This window comes from Algiphilus aromaticivorans DG1253 (assembly GCF_000733765.1).
GTDB lineage: Bacteria > Pseudomonadota > Gammaproteobacteria > Nevskiales > Nevskiaceae > Algiphilus > Algiphilus aromaticivorans.
Genome location: NZ_JPOG01000001.1, coordinates 2,441,055 through 2,457,169, shown reverse-complemented (window position 1 = coordinate 2,457,169; position 16,115 = coordinate 2,441,055). Strand labels below are relative to the sequence as shown.

The 16,115-nt window shown below is 69.3% G+C and carries 13 protein-coding genes; 2 read left to right on the top strand and 11 right to left on the bottom strand.

Going from position 1 to position 16,115, the window contains the following annotated elements; all coding sequences use genetic code 11:
- Positions 1–113: 113 nt before the first annotated feature.
- The 3 genes from U743_RS11485 to U743_RS19305 all read right to left on the bottom strand — a co-directional run bounded on the left by U743_RS11485 (position 114) and on the right by U743_RS19305 (position 2,631).
- Entirely contained in the window at positions 114–980 is an 867-nt protein-coding gene (locus tag U743_RS11485) for a pirin family protein (protein ID WP_043768466.1), read from the bottom strand.
- A gap of 110 nt (positions 981–1,090) precedes the next feature.
- Positions 1,091–1,750, bottom strand: coding sequence for a Fe2+-dependent dioxygenase (locus U743_RS19310; protein ID WP_052367995.1), 660 nt, complete (start codon positions 1,748–1,750; stop codon positions 1,091–1,093).
- A gap of 8 nt (positions 1,751–1,758) precedes the next feature.
- The gene (locus U743_RS19305) at positions 1,759–2,631 is read right to left on the bottom strand and encodes a hypothetical protein (protein WP_052367993.1); all 873 of its coding nucleotides are present in this window, start codon (positions 2,629–2,631) and stop codon (positions 1,759–1,761) included.
- Positions 2,632–2,817: 186 nt separating this feature from the next.
- On the opposite strand from U743_RS19305, the gene U743_RS11470 reads away from it, so the two are divergent.
- Positions 2,818–3,465, top strand: coding sequence for a lysoplasmalogenase (locus U743_RS11470; protein ID WP_043768464.1), 648 nt, complete (start codon positions 2,818–2,820; stop codon positions 3,463–3,465).
- A 58-nt stretch (positions 3,466–3,523) separates the two neighbouring features.
- Complete coding sequence (locus tag U743_RS11465) at positions 3,524–5,146, top strand: alkaline phosphatase D family protein (RefSeq protein WP_052367984.1); 1,623 nt, start codon at positions 3,524–3,526, stop codon at positions 5,144–5,146.
- 130 nt (positions 5,147–5,276) lie between these two features.
- Here U743_RS11465 and U743_RS11460 read toward each other — a convergent pair whose 3' ends face one another.
- From U743_RS11460 to U743_RS11425, 8 genes are all read right to left on the bottom strand, one after another.
- A complete protein-coding gene (locus U743_RS11460; protein WP_043768462.1) occupies positions 5,277–7,325 on the bottom strand; it encodes a PhoX family protein in 2,049 nt (682 codons plus the stop codon).
- Between the two features lie 98 nt (positions 7,326–7,423).
- Complete coding sequence (locus tag U743_RS11455) at positions 7,424–8,350, bottom strand: acetamidase/formamidase family protein (RefSeq protein ID WP_043768460.1); 927 nt, start codon at positions 8,348–8,350, stop codon at positions 7,424–7,426.
- Between the two features lie 4 nt (positions 8,351–8,354).
- The gene (locus tag U743_RS11450) at positions 8,355–9,128 is read right to left on the bottom strand and encodes an ADP-ribosylglycohydrolase family protein (protein ID WP_043768458.1); all 774 of its coding nucleotides are present in this window, start codon (positions 9,126–9,128) and stop codon (positions 8,355–8,357) included.
- Between the two features lie 55 nt (positions 9,129–9,183).
- Positions 9,184–9,849 carry a methyltransferase domain-containing protein gene (locus tag U743_RS11445; protein WP_043768456.1) on the bottom strand — a complete coding sequence of 222 codons (666 nt, stop codon included), beginning with the start codon at positions 9,847–9,849 and terminating at the stop codon, positions 9,184–9,186.
- Positions 9,842–12,910, bottom strand: a complete 3,069-nt coding sequence (locus U743_RS11440; RefSeq protein ID WP_043768454.1) for an efflux RND transporter permease subunit — start codon at positions 12,908–12,910, stop codon at positions 9,842–9,844. The genes U743_RS11445 and U743_RS11440 overlap by 8 nt, the downstream gene beginning before the upstream one ends.
- 19 nt (positions 12,911–12,929) lie before the next feature.
- Positions 12,930–14,000 (bottom strand): efflux RND transporter periplasmic adaptor subunit, encoded by a 1,071-nt coding sequence (locus tag U743_RS11435; protein WP_043768452.1) that lies wholly within the window; start codon positions 13,998–14,000, stop codon positions 12,930–12,932.
- On the bottom strand, positions 13,997–15,424 hold the full coding sequence (locus tag U743_RS11430; protein ID WP_043768450.1) for a TolC family protein: 1,428 nt from the start codon (positions 15,422–15,424) through the stop codon (positions 13,997–13,999). Before U743_RS11430 ends, U743_RS11435 begins: the two co-directional genes overlap by 4 nt.
- Positions 15,421–16,077, bottom strand: coding sequence for a TetR/AcrR family transcriptional regulator (locus U743_RS11425; protein WP_043768447.1), 657 nt, complete (start codon positions 16,075–16,077; stop codon positions 15,421–15,423). The genes U743_RS11430 and U743_RS11425 overlap by 4 nt, the downstream gene beginning before the upstream one ends.
- Positions 16,078–16,115: the final 38 nt, after the last annotated feature.

The window sequence follows — 16,115 nt, the reverse complement described above, 5'->3', positions numbered from 1 at the left end:
GGCGCACACGGAAGTGCGCCCAGGGCTTTCGAGCGCAGCAGGATGCAGAGCCGAAAGTCCGAGCCGGTGCTGATCGGAGGCATCACGTTGGCGCCATGGACGGCAGGATGAAGCTATGCAGTCAGCACACCGCGCCGATAATCCTCAAGCGCTTGCTCAATCTCTTCGCGAGTGTTCATCACGAAGGGGCCGTACTGCACTACCCCCTCCCCAATCGGCTTCCCGGCCAGCAACAACATCGCCGCGCCGGCCTCGCCGGCATCAATGACGACATGATCGCCGTCGCTCAGCACGGTTGCGTCGCGGGCGGGCAGGGGGCGACCGGCGATGGAGGCCTCGCCCTCGAAGGGATAGACGAAGGCGTGGTGGCCGGGTGGCACGGGAAGCGCGAGCTGTGCCCCCGGTTCGAGCCGCAGGTCCAGGTAGAGCGGATCCGTGCTGCGCGCGCCGTCGCCGTTGACAGCACCGGAGAGAGTCTCGCCGCTCAGGTCGAGCCGGCCCGCGATCAGCCGCAGTCGGACGCCTTCGGCCGGGGTGATTTCGGGGATCTCCGCTGCCGGGATGTCGCGATAGGATGCCGGCTGCATCTTTTCCGCGGCCGGTAGATTGATCCAGAGTTGGAAGCCGCGCATGCGGCCTTCGTGCTGCTGCGGCATCTCGGAGTGGATGACGCCGCGCCCGGCCGTCATCCACTGCACGCCGCCCGGGCCGAGATCGCCGGTATTGCGCATGTGGTCGCGATGCTGCATGCGGCCTTCCAGCATGTAGGTCACCGTTTCGAAGCCGCGGTGCGGATGCTCCGGGAAGCCGGCGACATAGTCGTCCGGATTGCTGGAGCTGAACTCGTCGAGCATGAGGAAGGGGTCCAGCCGCAGCGCCGGCCTGCTGCCGAGGCTGCGGCGCAGCCGGACGCCGGCGCCGTCCGAGGCCGGCTGCCCAGGAATCCGCCGCAGGATGTTGCGCGCTGTGCTGTAGGTCATGGCTTGCTCCGCAATGGGGAGGATGGTCTTCCCATGATGCGGCCGATCCCGGTGCGCACAAGCGACGGTGTCTGCCGCAACTCTTCAGCGCAACTGAAGCGTCGTCGGCCTTAGCCTTCCATCCACATCCGTTGCAGGCGGCCGCGGATGCTCGCCAGCGCCAGGCCCAGCTCGTCGCCCGTGCTTTCGCCGGGCAGCGCGGCGATGGCGTTGTCGACGTCGTAGAGCAAGCGGCGCTGTTCGTTGTCGCGGATTTCGCTGCGAACCCAACCGACGACCGCCCAGCGTTCGCCGCGGGTGACCGTATTGACCCGATGCAGTGTCGAGGCGGGGTAGACGAAGCAGTCGCCGGCCTCCAGCCGGATGTGGCGCTCGCCCGCATCGTCGGCGATGACAAGCTCGCCGCCGTCGTAACTCTGGCTGTCCGAGAGAAAGCAGGTGAAGGAGAGGTCCGTGCGCATGCCGTCGATCCTGGCGGCGTCGACGTGCCAGCCGTAGTGCATGCCGGCGCCGTAGCGGCTTACCTGCAGTCGCGGGAAATCCCGGGGCCGGGCATAGGCCGCGAAGACGGCATGCGCGCGCAGCCGCTCGGCGGTCAGCCTGGTGACTGCCTCGCTGGCGGCCGATGGGGCTAGCTGCTCATTGTGCTTGGCGTCGCGTGCGCGGCCGCCGGCGGTGGCGCGTCCGTCGACGCGCACGGTGTCGCCCGACAGTTGCTCTCGGATGGCCTCAAGGCTTGCCGCATCGAGCGCTCCGCTGATCGCCAGCACAGCGCGGATCAGTCGATGGCGGCGGCGGCGAGCTCGACCCGCGCGGTGGCGCCGTAAAGGCGTTCCGAGTTGCGATCCAGCTTGTCCGGAGGCATCAAGCCGACCCAGAGATCGCGAATCGCATCGAGCTGTTCGCGCGCGGTCTGGATTGCCTCGGCGACGCCCTTGCGCTCGGCCTGCTCGGGATTCTCGGCGAGTCGTTCGACATGCTCGCGGGCGATGCGGACGAAGCCGAGCGCGTCCTGATATTCGTGGGCGTTCTCCAGGCGGCCGTCTACCACGGCGATGGCGTACTCCTCGGCGGCGGTGCGCATCAGTCGCACGATGACCCGGAACTGCGTCACCGCATCCATGCGCTCGCTTGCAGGTACGCCCGTCCGGGCCTGTTCGATGCCGATCTCGACTTCTGCTAGGGCCTCCTCCACCGTCGCGACGTCGGCGCCGTCGGATACGGCGGCGGTGAGCGCCGTCAGTGCCTTCTCGAAGCCTTGCACGCTGCGTACCTTGAAGGCGGGCACGAGCCCCGCGTAGAGCTCATCGCGCGGGTGCTTCATGTGCGTCGCCGCGGCTTCGGTGTGTCCCTCCCGGTATAGCGCCACACCGATGTTGAGATGGCCGCGCATCAGCGCAAGCTGCGTGAGATAGGCGGCGTCGCTGCTCATGACGTCCGCCTCTGCGCCCTCTCCCTCACCTTCGGCTTCAGCACCGCCGATCTGCGCCAGCAGGGTCGGTGCTGCGCTGTGCGACGTCGTAAGCGCGTTGTCCGCGGCGTGAGCGATGCCGGCCGGCAGGCTGCTGCCGGCGGCGATTAGCAGGCCCAGCCTGTAGACCGGTTTCAGGCGGAAATGCGTGTCGAGCGGGCCGGAGCTTTTCTGCGCCATGGTGCTTCCTTGGATTAATGCGAATGGATAGCATTATCGGCTGTTCCGCGACATGCGTAAAGCGTTCACGCTCGCCGCATGCGCGGCGTCGTGTGATGCGCGGGATCTGGCGCCATGTTGCCCGCCACGCTACCCTCCGCCACGGTTGATTCCCATCATTCATGCTGGCGGGGGCGGGCATTGCCGATGATCAGTGTGCTGTTATGTGCGGCCTGCGCGACGGGCGTGGCGCTGGTACTTGTCGCCGATCGCAGCGATCGGCGTGCGCTGGAGTGGGTCGGCAAGCCGCTCGCTTCCGTTGCCTTCGTGCTGGCGGCGCTGCACTGGGGCGCTCTGGATACAGCCTATGGGCGATGGGTTCTGCTCGGCCTCGTGCTGGGTGCGGCCGGCGACGTGCTGCTGATTCCGCGCGAGCGCCCCCGCCTTTTTCTGGCCGGCATGAACGCCTTCCTGCTCGGTCACGTCGCCTACGTTGTGGCCTTCGCGGCACTGCCCCTGCACGGCGTCGCTGCGCTTATTGCCGCACCCATTGTCGTGATGGCGCTGCTGGTCAGTGGCCGCTGGCTGCTGCCGCAGGCTCCCGAGGATTTCCGCCTGCCGTTGCTGGTCTATCTCTGCGTGATCGGCGCAATGGTTGTGGCAGCCATCAGCGCTGTCGTCGCCGGCACGCACTGGCTGATCGCGGCCGGCGCCATTGGCTTCGCGCTGTCGGATCTCTCGGTGGCCCGCGACCAGTTCGTGCGTCCGGCGCTGATCAACCGCGTCTGGGGGCTGCCGCTCTACTTTGCGTCGCAGATGATGATCGCGGCCAGCGTGGCGCTGGTCGCGCGCTGAGTCACGCCCCCGTCATCGCTGCTACCGATGATGTGCCGATGACCGGGAGGCGAGGCGCGTGCCGCCACTGAAGCGACGACACTTTCTGCAGGGCTCGGCCGGGGCCTTGGCGCTCGGCAGCCTCGGCTGCTCCGGTAGCCGCGATATCGCCTCCGCGCGCTTCGCTCACGGCGTCGCCAGCGGCGATCCGCAGGCGGATCGCTGCATTATCTGGACCCGTGTCACGCCCGAGCCGGGGGATGTTGCCGCCCGCAATATCAGCTGGCGGGTGACGCGCGACCCGGGGCTGCGCGATATCGTCAACGACGGCGTAGCAACCACCAACGCCGGCCGGGACTTCACGCTGAAGCTGGATGTGACCGGCCTTCCGGCGGACAGCACGCTCTACTTCGGATTCTTCGATGGCGACGAGGCCTCGCCGGTGGGCAGGCTGCGCACGCTGCCGGTAGGCGCAGTCGAGCAGCTGCGCCTGGCCGTGCTGACCTGCGGCGACTACAGCCGCGGATTCTTCAATGCCTACGCCCGTGTCGCCGAGCGCGACGACCTGCATGCCGTGCTGCATCTGGGCGACTACATCTACGAGAACGGCAACACCGATCGCGTGCGGCCGCACGACCCGCCGCATAAATGCGTGACGCTGGCCGACTATCGCCGCCGCTACTCCCAGTACCGCGAGGATGCAGACCTGCAGGCGCTGCACGCCGCGCACGCCATGATCTGGGTCTGGGACGACCACGAGTTCGCCAACAACACCTGGCGCGACGGCGCCGATAACCACGACCCGGAGACCGATGGAGATTTCGCCGCGCGCGACGCTGCCGCGCTGCAGGCGGCGCTGGAGTGGATGCCCATCCGCAGCCCGGATCCGGCCGAGCCGCTGCGTATCTACCGTGATTTCGCCTTCGGCGATCTGGTCGATCTTTCCATGCTCGACACGCGCCGCATCGGCCGCGAGCAGCAGCTTTCCGAGAACACCATCGTCGGCGACAACCTGCCGGCCTTCACGCAGACAGGCGGTTTCGCCGACCCCGGGCGCCAGCTTCTCGGCGCCGAGCAGGAGGCCTGGCTCTTCGATCGGCTGCGCAACAGCACCGCGCGCTGGCGGTTGATCGGGCAGCAGGTCATGCTCGCGCAACTCAAGGTCGCCGGCCTGCCCGACGGCCTCGGTGGTGGCGTCTACGGCAACCCGGATCAATGGGATGGCTACAAGGCGGCGCGCGACCGGCTGTTCGCGGCCCTGGACGAAGGCAATATCGGCAACGTGGTCGTGCTGGCCGGGGATTTCCACGTCGCCTTCGCCAGCGATGTGGCCCAGGACCCCAGCAATCCGGCTGCCTACAATCCGCTGACGGGGGCGGGCGCGCAGGCCGTGGAGTTCGTCACGCCCTCGGCGACCTCGGCCGGTGATCGGCGATCGCTGCTCGACCCCGATCTGCTCACCGACCCGGGCGATCTGCTGGAGGAGCTGGTGGTGGGCAATCCCCTGGTCTTCCAGGCCCCCAATTCGCACATCAAGTTCACCGACGGAGGCAACGGCTACACGCTGCTGGAGATCACCCCGGACGCGGTCCGCGCCGAGTACTGGGCGGTGTCGCAGGTAGGCGCCCCCGATGCGGGCCAGGAACGCATAGCGCAGTTCCGGGTCGACGACGGCGTCGCTGCGCTGCGATGGGAAAGCTGAGGTCGCTGCTGCCCGGGCGCTGCGCACCGTTGCCCGGGAATCCGCGAGCTGTCGGCAGCGAACCACCGGATAAAAATGGCCCCGCCGGAGCGGGGCCAAAGGGGTCTTTCATCTGGATGCAGGGCAGGCGCTAGAGGGCGATTTCGCCGCCGTCCTCACGCCGGATGGCGATGGTCGTCGAGCGCGGCAACTTGTTAGGTGCTGGCGCGCCGGTGGCCGGAAAGCTGTTGGAATTGGGTAGTGAGTCGCCCGGATGCTGGACGTTGACGAAGAGCGTGCGCGCGTCGGGCGTCAGCACGATGCCGGTCACCTCGCAGCGGCCGGGACCGACCATCATGCGCTTGAGTTCGCTCTGGTTTTCGGTGGTGATGGCATTGCCATTGAGTCGGCCGGGCACCACCGCCAGTAGCTGGTCGTTGGTGGCGTCGGCCACCGCGTTGCCGCCGTTGTCGGTCTGGATCCAGAGCACGCCGCGCGGGTCGAAGTACAGCCCGTCGGGGCCGGCGAACTCGTTGTCGGTAGTCAGGCCGGAGCGGTTGATGGTGCTGTCGGCGCCGGCCGGCGCGCCGAAGACGAAGATGTCCCAGGTGAAGCTCGTCGCGGCCGGGTCGTCGCCTGCTTCGCGGAAGCGCAGCACGTGGCCCCAGTTGTTGGGGTCGCGCGGATTGGCGGCGCTGGCTTCCCAGCGGTTGCGGCCGGACGCGTCATCGCCCTTCTCGTCGTTGTTGGTCAGGGTGAGATAGATCTCGCCGGTGGCCGGGTCGGTGGTCGACCACTCCGGGCGATCCATCGGCGTGGCCTCGACCAGATCGCCGGCGATGCGGGCGTAGGTAACGACCTCGGCCTGGCTGCTGAAACGCGCGGCCAGGCGGCTGTCGGCGATATCCAGCGCGATCCATTCGCCGCTGCCGTCGTCATTGAACTTGGCGACGTAGAGCGTGCCCTTGTCGAGCATGTCGGGGTCGGGGTTGTCCGGATCCCAGGCGTCGGCGGTGACGAACTTGAAGAGATACTCGTTCTGGTCGTCGTCGCCGGTGTAGAAGGCGATGGGGCGGCCGGCCTCGATGCGACCGGGCTGCGCGCCCTCGTGCGCCAAGCGGCCGAGCGCGGTGCGCTTGACCGGCGCGCTGCTGGGGTCCATCGGGTCGATCTCGACGATCCAGCCGAAGTGGTTGGCCTCATTACGGTAATCCGCGCTGGCACTGCCGGCCGTGGCCGTGATGTCCCAGCGGCGGAACTCGTCGTTGTCTTCGGAAGCGTCGCCGGCGACGTTATCCCAGCGGAAGCCGAAGCCGCCGGCGTTCAGCGCGTAGCGGTTCTTCTCTTCCGGCACCGGGTCTTCCTGAGTTGTCAGGTAGCCGCGGAAATTCTCCTCGCAGGTCAGGTAGGTGCCCCAGGGCGTGAAGCCGCGGCCGCAGTTGTTGAGAGTGCCGCGGCCCTGCGTGCCGTCGGGGGAGTAGGCGGTCTGCAGCACCGCGCTGCCGGCGGCCGGACCCGAGAAGCGCATCGGCGTTGCGCCGGTGATGCGTCGGTTGCGGCCGGAGTCCACCACCTGCCACTTGCCGGCAACGCGCTGGATTTCGACCACCGAGACGCCGTGGCTGTTGATCTCCTTGCGCACCTGGTCCGGATTGGTCGGCAGGTCGTCGGCGTTCGTCTCGCGATTGGAAACGGCTTCCCCACCTTCCATGCGGTAACCGTGGAAAAAGCTGAAGCTGAGGCTCTCGTGATTGACGCAGAGCAGGCCATTGGTCGCCGAGCCCTCGATGGGGAAGAACTCCATGCCGTCGTGCCACTCGCCACTCTGCTGCGCCTGCTCGGCGGCCGTGTTGCTGCCATCCGGCTTGAAGGCGGGCATGTCGCCGAGGATGGGGGTGCCCCATGGGATGAGCAGATCGTAGGTGTAACCCTCGGGCAGCGCGATGCCGTTGAAGTCCGCACCGGGTTGCCCGGCGACGGACTCGAAGCGCAGCTCGGGGGCGCTGTCGCCGCCGTTGCTGTCGCTGCTGCAGCCGTAGAGTCCGGTGCCGGCCAGCATGCCGCCGGCGGTGGTGCCGAAACCGGCGCGCAGGGCGTCGCGACGCGAAAGACGGGCGCTCAGTACGCTGCGGAAGTGTCGCGGCGTCGTCTCTGCGATGTCGGAATGGTGGGCTGTGGGGTTCTTGTCGGTCTTGCTCATGGCCTAGCTCGCCTCAGTGGATGTTTTCTGATTGAGGCAGCCTAGAAAGACCGTATTGCACAGATGTGACGCTCCGCCGTGGCGGGGCGGGCGCGGCCTCAGCCCAGTACGGCGCGCGGCAGGTAGGCCGACACCATCCAGTTCGGCGCGTCGACGATCTCGCTGATATGCAGATCCGCTGCGACGCTGATGAGGCAGTAGGCATCGACGGCGCTTAGCCCCTGCTCGGCGCACAGACGGTCGATGAGTCTCCGCACGGCGTCGCGCGCGCAGGCCATCAGATCGGGGCCGATGCCAGTGGTGACGAGGAACCCCGCACCGGTCTCGCGGCGTAGCGGGCCCGCGGGGATTTCCAGCACCGGCGTTTCGGGCGCGGCGCCCTTGTGCAGCGCCACCGAGATCGCCACACCCATGGGTGCCTCTATGGCCGTGCCGCAGACCTCGCCGTCGCCCTGGGCGAGGTGGGTGTCGCCGAGCGACAGGAGTGCCTCCGGAACGGCCACGGGCAGCCAGAGCTTGCTTCCGGCAATCAGGTCGCGGCAATCCATATTGCCGCCGGTGCGGTAGGGCGGAATCACCGGATGCGTGCCGGGCTCGGCCGGGGCGACCCCGATGGTGCCGATGAAGGGGCGCAGCGGCAGGCGCGCTCCGGCCGGAAAATCGATGTTCCGGGCGTCGTGTCTGGACACGATCAGATGTGCGTCCGGGAATTCGTCAGCCAGCAGGCCGAAGCCGGGAATGTTTGCCGTCCAGCCCCAGCCGCGCGGCGCCAGATCCTCGACGGTCACGACCAATGCGTCGCCCGGTTCGGCGCCGTCCACCGCGATCGGGCCCGACAGAGGATTGGCACGCTCCGGCGCCAGGCGGTGAACGGCCTCGACGTCGGAGTCGCGCGTGATCTGTCCGCCCGAGGCCTCGGCGCAGTCCAGCTCTACACGGTCGTCGGGCGCGACGCGCAGCGCCGGCTCCGTGTCGCGGCTCCATCCGAGGTGGCGGGCGTGGGCGTGCAGACTGTGCTGGTGCATGGGACTACTCCCGGAATCGCTTTTGCTCGAAGTTTGCTAGCACCTTTGCCATGTCGGCAGGCAGGCGGGCGCGTGTCTCGGCGGCGATGCCGCGCGGCACGCCGCCGTAGTAGGCCTCGGCGATGGCGCCGGCGATGCAGGCCTGGGTGTCGGCGTCGCCGCCGAGGCTGACCGCCTTGCGCACGGTGTCCTCGAAGTCCTTCGAATCGAAGAAGGCGATGAAGGCTTCGGGCACCGAGCCGGGGCAGGTCGCGTCGAAGCGGTAGCCGGGCCGGATATCGACCAGCCTGCGGTCGAGCTTGTAGCCGAAGGAAAGCGTCAGCCGCGTGCGCAGATCATCGCGCGCGATGCCGCGGCGCGCCAGAAAGACCGCCAGCGCCACGGCCTGCGCGCCCGCGATGCCGTCCGGGTGGCTGTGCGTGGGCAGGGCCGAGGCGCGCGCGGCTTCCAGCACGGCCGCCTCGTTGTCGAAGAGCCAGCCCAGCGCCGGCGCGCGCATGGCGGCGCCGTTGCCGTAGCTGTCGTAGGGCGCAGGATTCGGGTCGCGCAGCCAGGCCGCGAAGCCCGCGCCGTAGCCGGCGTGCGGATAGCGCAGGCCCCAGCGGCGCAGCACGCGGGCATAGTCGCCGTCGCCCATCGCTGCCTCGGCGACGGCCACGGCGAGCACGCTGTCATCGGTGGCGCGTGCGTGCGGGTGCCACAACGGAAAATCCTCGCTCTTGATCGGTGCGTTCTCGTAGACCGAACCGATCATGTCGCCGGCGATGGCTCCGAGCATGCGCGCTCCCGGAAGGCGAAGAGCTTGCAGGCTAGCGCCTCGGCGCCCGTCCGCGCTACCCGTCGCGACCCGGCCTGGCGAAGACGGCGACGTTGCGGCTCGGCAGCGCCAGCGCCCAGCTGAAGCGCCGCGCGATCCAGTGCAGCGTCTCGGGCCCGTAGAAGGCTACGTGCGTCGGGTCGCGCCGGTAATGCCAACGCGCGAAATCGCGCCAGTGCGAAGGCGGCCAGCCGGTCAGCACGCCCAGCAGGCCGCCGTCGGCGAGAAGCCCGTCGATCTCGCACAGCGTGGCCATCGGCGTGTGCAGATGCTCGATGACTTCGCTGGCCGTGACGAAGGCATAGCGCTGCTGCAGCGGGCCGGTGTCGGGGGCGAAGAGCGGGTCCCAGAGCCGCATGGGGTGGCCGGCTTCGTCGAGCATTGCCGCCAGTGCCGAGCCCGGCCCGCAGCCGAAATCGAGGCCCTCGGCGCCAGGTGGCAGGCGCGGCCGCAGCGCATCGAAGAGGGGGCGCAGGAAGTTGCGGTAGCCCGGATCGTCCGGACGGTTGTCGTGCAGCCGGTAATGGACGTGCTCGGCATCCCGCGCCGGCCATTGCGCGGGGTCGCGAAAGACCAGCGCGCAGGCTGGGCAGCGCCAGAAATCCAGCCAGGTATCGGCCCGCGCGTGGAAGCGCGCGGGGAACCAGGCGCAGAGCGGGCAGGCCGGCAGCGCCTCAGACATGGCTGGGCAGGGATTCCTCGCTCGGCGTGATCGGCGGCGGCAGGAGGGTGTACATCACCGGCGTGACCAGTCGGCCGATCAGCGTCGAGCTGATCAGCCCGCCGATGATGACCCAGGCCAGCGGCGAGTACAGCGCCGAATCGGCCAGCGCCAGCGCCATCAGGCCGGCGACGGCCGTGCTCGTGGTCAGCAGGATGGGCAGGAAGCGGATCTCGCCGGCCTCGACCACGGCCTCCATCAGCGGCTTGCCCTGGCGGCGCAGCAGATTGGTGAAGTCCACCAGCAGGATCGAGTTCTTGATCTCGATCCCGATCAGCGCGATGAAGCCGATCATGGCGGTGAAGCTGACGGGGTTGCTGGTGAACAGCAGCGCCAGCAGCCCGCCCATGATGCCCAGCGGCACGACGCCGGCGACGATGAGCATGCTGCGGAAGCTGCCGAACTCGAGGATGAGCACGGCCAGCACGCCGAAGACCGCGACCAGGATCGCCGTGCCCAGGCCGCCGAAGGCCTCCTCGCGCGACTCGACTTCACCGGCGATGTCCAGGGAATAGCCCGGCGGCCAGTCGAGGGCACGCACCCGCTCGACGATGTCCCAGGTGAGTTCTTCGGTGTTGTAGCCGGGCTCAGTGAAGGCCGTCACCATCGCGGCGCGCTGGCGCTGCTCGCGCTCGATGCGCGCCGGGCTGGCTGCCAGCTCGATGTCGGCCAGCTGGCGCAGCGGAATCTGCGTGCCGTCGCGCGCCGGAACGTGCAGGCCCTCCAGCGCGGACAGCTTCGGTGCCTCGGTCAGCGGTGCGCGCACGATGATCGGGTAGTCGTCGCCGCGGTCGTTGAAGACGCGGCCCGCGGGCTGGCCGGCGAGGGCGGTTGCCACGGTCGCGTCCAGGGTCAGCGGGTCAACGCCGAGCAGGCCGATGCGCTGCTCGTCGATGTCCAGGGCGAGATCCAGCCGCTGGCGTCGCTGGGCGTTGACGATGTCGCGTACGCCCGGCGTGTCGCGCATGACGTCCTCGATCTCGGCCGCCAGCCGGCGCAGCTCGTCGAGGTCGCGGCCGAGCGCGCGCAGTGCGATGGGCGCCTCGGTGGGCGGGCCGTTCTCGAACTCGCGCAGCACGATGTCGGCGCCGGCGATGTCGGCGAAGCGGTCGCGCATGCGCTCGTAGAAGACGGGCGTGCGGCCACCGTCGAATTCCTTGAGCTGCAGGAAGATCTCGGCGTAGTTCGGTGCGATCTCGCGCTGGAAGATGTTGTAGTAGATCTGCGCGTTGCCGCGGCCGAGGTTGGCCATGACGTGATCGACCTCCTCCTGCTCCAGCAGGATGGATTCGACCTTGCGCAGGACGCGATCGGTGGCCTGGCGGTTGGCGCCGTCGGGCAGGCTGATCTGCACCAGCGCCTGCGGCGTGTCGGCCTTGGGGAACATCGCCAGCCCGACGATACCGGGGATGGTCGCCACCGCTGCCACCACCGCCCCCAGGCTCAGCGTCATGGTCAGCGCGCGGTGCCGCAGCGCGGCCTTCAGCATCGGCCGGTAGACGCCGTGAATGAAGCGCATGATCGTGCGCAGAATGACGTTGCCCTCGGCATCGACCTGTCGCGGCAGCGCGCGGCTGGCGAGGAAGGGGATGATGGTCAGCGCCACCAGCAGCGAGGCGGTGACGGTGAATACCACCGCCAGCGGCAGGCCGCGGATGAAGTTGCCGGCCTCGCCGGGCAGCGCCAGCAGCGGCAGGAAGGCGAAGAGCAGCGTGGCCGTGCTGCCCAGCACCGCCAGCGTGATCTGGCGCGTGGCCAGCAGCGCCGCCTCCGTGCGCTCGTGGCCGAGACGCAGATAGCGCGAGATGTTCTCGGTGACGACGATGGAGTCATCGACCAGCAGGCCGAGGGCAACCACGAAGCCGGCGATGGAGAGCTGGTTGAGGGTGAAGCCGGTGAAATAGAGCGCCGACAGCCCCATGGCCAGCGACAGGGGGATCGAGACCATGACCAGCCCCGCCGAGCGGAAGCCCAGCGGCAGCAGCGTGAAGGAGACCGCGATCAGCGCGATCAGGAAGTCCGTGGTCAGTCGCCCGAGTCGCGCGGCGACGTTGCGCGACTGGTCGAAGGCGCGCACCAGGGTGACGCCGCGCGGCAGCTCCGCCTCGAAGTCGTCGAGCGCGGCCCAGATCAGCTCGCGCGTGTCGATGGCGTTGCGTTCCTCGCGCTGGTTGGCCAGCACGTAGATCGCGCGCTCGCCGTCCAGCCGTGCGGTGTGCCGCTCCGGGCCGTAATCCCAGGCCACGCGCGCGACGTCGCCGACGCGCACCATGCGCTGGCCGTCGGCCACGAGCACGGTCTCGCGCAGTTCCGCCAGGGCATCGACCTCGCCGCTGCTGCGCAGGTTGAAGCGCCTGTTGCCAACATCCACCGATCCGCCGGGCAGGTTGCGCGCTCGCGCCGCCACGGCCTCGTGTACCTGTGTGGCGGCGATGCCGGTAGCGGCCAGCCGGCCGGGATCGATCTCGACGCGCAGCTCGCGCTCGGGCAGGCCCTGGATCTCGACGTCCTTGACCGGGGCGATGGCCTCCAGCCGGTCCTTCAGATCCTCGGCGGTGTCCTCCAGCAGCTGCCAGGGCGCGTTCTCGGAGACCAGCCCGAGCTGCACGATGTTGACCAGGCCGGGGTTGATGCGCTTGACCTCGACGCGCGCCACACCCTCCGGAAAGTCCGGCCGCAGCAGGTCGATCTCGCGGTTGATGGCGTCGAAGGTGCGATCGGTGTCGACGCCGACCTCGAACTCCGCGCGCACATTGCCCAGCGAATCGTCGGCGCTGCCGGCGATGATCTTGACGTCGTCGAGGGTGTTCAGCGCGTCCTCGATGGGCTCGACCAGCCGGCGCTCGACCTCCAATGCGTCGGCGCCGGGGTAGACGGCGATGACGCGATAGGCCGAGATGTCGAAGACCGGATCCTCGGTGCGCGGAATCTGCTGCCAGCTGCTGACGCCGATGGCCACCAGCAGGCCGAAGGCCACCAGCATGAAGGCCGGGTTGCGGACCGCGAATTCGGTGAGGCGCATGGTGGTGGCCTGGTCTCGATTAGTCTTCGATGACGCGCACGGCTTCGCCGTCGCGCAGGAAGCCGGCGCCGATGCTCACGACGCGCGCGCCCTCGGGCAGCGGCTGCTCGAGCACGGCGCCGTCGTCGTCGAACCAGCGCACGCGGACCTCGCGGGCGCGCACACGCTCGCCACCGTCGTCGATCAGGAAGATCAGCACGCCCTCGGCGTCGCCTTCCACCAGCGCTGACAGCGGGATGCGGCTGTGCGTGGCTTCGCGGCTGTCGGCCGGAAGGATGCGGGCGCGGGCGACGAGACCGCTGGCAAGGGCCTGTTCGGCCCGGGCCTGCAGCGCGACCTCGACGTCGAAGGTGCCGGTGCGCGGATCGGCGCGCTGGCCGAGCTCGCTGACCGCGCCTTCGATGCGGGTATCGGGCAGCGCGTCGATGCGGATCGTGGCCGGATCGGAGAGCGCGACGCGCAGCGCTTCGGCGTCGGGCAGCGCCGCGTCGAGCACAAAACCGCCGCCGTCGGCGCCCACGGCCAGCACGGGCTGGCCGCCGGCCACTGTCTCGTTCGGCTCGACCATGCGCTGCAGCACGACACCGTCGGCGGGCGCGCGGATGACGGCGTGGCGCTGGTTGAAGCGGGCGCGTGCCAGTTGCGAGCGCGCTACCTCCAGCGCGGTGGCGAGATCGTCGAGCTGGGTCTGCGTGATGACATTGTCGGCGTGCAGGCGCTCGCCGCGCTCGTAGTCGCGGCGCGCCTTTTCCGTGGCCGCCTCGGCCTCCTCGACGGCGGCGTCGACATCGGTGGTATCCAGCCGCGCCAGCACCTGCTGGGCGCTCACCTTCTCGCCCGCGCGCACATTCACTTCATCGACGATGCCGGCCACGCGGAAGGCGAGCTGCTGTTCATCGCGCAGCGCCAGCCGTCCGATCACCTCGATCGGCGGCGCCGCCGGCGCGGTTTCGGGGACGGCCACGCGCACGGCGCGTGCCGGATCGGGCTGAGGTTCGGGCGTCTCGGCACATGCAACGAGCACGAGCGTGGCCACGGCCAGCGCGAGCAGGCGAGAGGGTGCTGGGGCGAGAGTCGGTAAGGCCTTCATTTCCGGGGCTCCGGGGCGGTGAGCGGCAGCGGTGGCAGGGGGTAGCCCGCACTGACCAGCTCGACTTCCGCGCGCTGATCGCGTAGCGCGAAATGGCTGATGACGAGATTCAGGCGCGCTTCGGTGAGGGCGCGCTCGGCGTCGAGGAATGCCACTTGCGACAAGCTGTTCTCCTCGCGCTTGCGCTCGGCGATGCGGAAGGCGGCCTCGGCGGCCTCGACGCGCGCGGCGGCGGTGGCCTGGGCACGGCGCGCCACGGCCAGGTCTTCACGCGCTGACGTCAGTGCCTGGCGCAGCGTGGCTTCGAGATCGGCACGCTCGGCGCGCAGGCGGGCGGCCTCGGCGGCGGCGGCGTCGCGGCTGGCGCGGCGCGCGCCGAAGTCGAAGAGATTCCATTGCAGCACCAGCGAGACCGTGGCGAAGTCGGCATCGCGCGACAGCCGATAATCCTCGCCCTCGATGCCATAGTCGGCGGCCAGGCTGAGCTGCGGCAGGCTCTGCGCGCGGCGGGCGTCGGCACCGGCCTCCGCTGCCTCGACGGCGCTGGAGAGGCGTTCCAGCTCCGGGCGCGGCGGGATTTCGTATTCCGCTGACGGTAGCGCTTCACTGGCCGGAAGCTCCTGGGTGAGCAGGGTCTCCGGGGCGACCTCCGGTAGCACCAAGTCGGAGCTGTCGTCACGATCCAGCAGTCGTGCGAGCTGACGGCGTGCCTGGCGCGTGCGCGCCCGGGCGGCATCCAGCCGCTGCTCCACGGCCAGCACCTCGGCGCGGGCGCGCAGCACGCGGTCCTCGGTGGCGCTGCCTTCGCGCAGCAGTACCCTGGCGATGCGCTCGTCCTCGGCGAGCAGCCCGCGGCTGGCCTCGAGAATGTCCTCGGCGGCGGCCGAGCGCGCGGCGGCGAAATAGGCGCGCTTGACCTCGCGCACCAGGTTGCGCGCGGTGGCTTCCAGTCGTGCGCTTTCGGCACGCGTTTCGGCGACGGCGGCGGCGATGGCAGCGCCCAGCTCTGGGGCGTAGAGCGGCGCGCGCAGCTGCAGGCGAGTGTCCTGTTCGCGCGAGCGCAGCAGCGGCTCCTCGATGTCCTGTACGTCGGTGGGAAACATCGGCGGATCGCCGCGGTCGGCGAGCAGATCGTTGAGGGTGGCGTGGATCGGGTTGAAGAGCTGGCCGGCGGGGAAGTCGATGCTGCGCCCACCGGTCTGGCGGCTGTAGCGCGCCGAGAAGTCGAGGCTGGGCAGGCGACGGGCGCGCGCGCTGCGCCGCTCGAGGTCGCGGGCGAGCAGGGCCTGCATGCCGGCTTCCATGACCGGGTTGTGGCGCAGGGCTTCGCGGACGTAGGCGTCGAGCTGCGTGTCCTCGCCCGACGCGGGTGCAGCGGAGGCGAGCAGCAGAAGCAGGCCGGCGGCCAGGATGCGGGCGCTCATGTCGTCGGCTCCAGTGCGCGGGCGGCGAGTTCGGCCGCCTGGTCCAGGAAGGCGGCAGGGCTCAGGCCCTCGCGTTCGAGCATGAAGCTCTTGTGCTGCGCGATCTGCAGCACGCCGTGCGTGAAGCCCCACATCGTCATGGCCATGTGCATGGGATTGGCGATGTCGCTCCGGAGGCTGCCGTCGCGCATGCCCTGCTCGATGGCTGCGACCGTGACGGCGTGGACGGCGCGGCCGGCGGTCATGACGGCGTCCTGCGTCGCGTCTTCGCCGCCGCAGGCTTCGGCCTCGGTGGCCTCGGTGGCCTCGTAGCGCGACAGCGCCTGGAAGTAGCAGGGATGGCTGTCGGCGAAGCGCATGTAGCTGCGACCGATGGCGACGAGCTGGTCGCGGCCGCGCGCCTGACTGGCGACGGCGGCTTCGAAGAGGCTGCGAAGCTCGACGAGGGCGCGCTGGCAGATGGCGAGATGCAGCTCGCGCTTGTCGCCGAAATAGACGTAGACCAGCGCACGCGATACGCGGGCGACGCGGGCGACATCGTCCATGGTCGCGGCATCGAAGCCGCTCTGGGCAAAGACCTGTTCGGCGGCGTCGAGGATGCTTTCCCGGCGCTGCGCCTTCTCTTCCTTGCGACGTTGTTGATGAGGCTGCATGAAGGCACTGTATTGACGTACTGTCAATGTGTCAACAA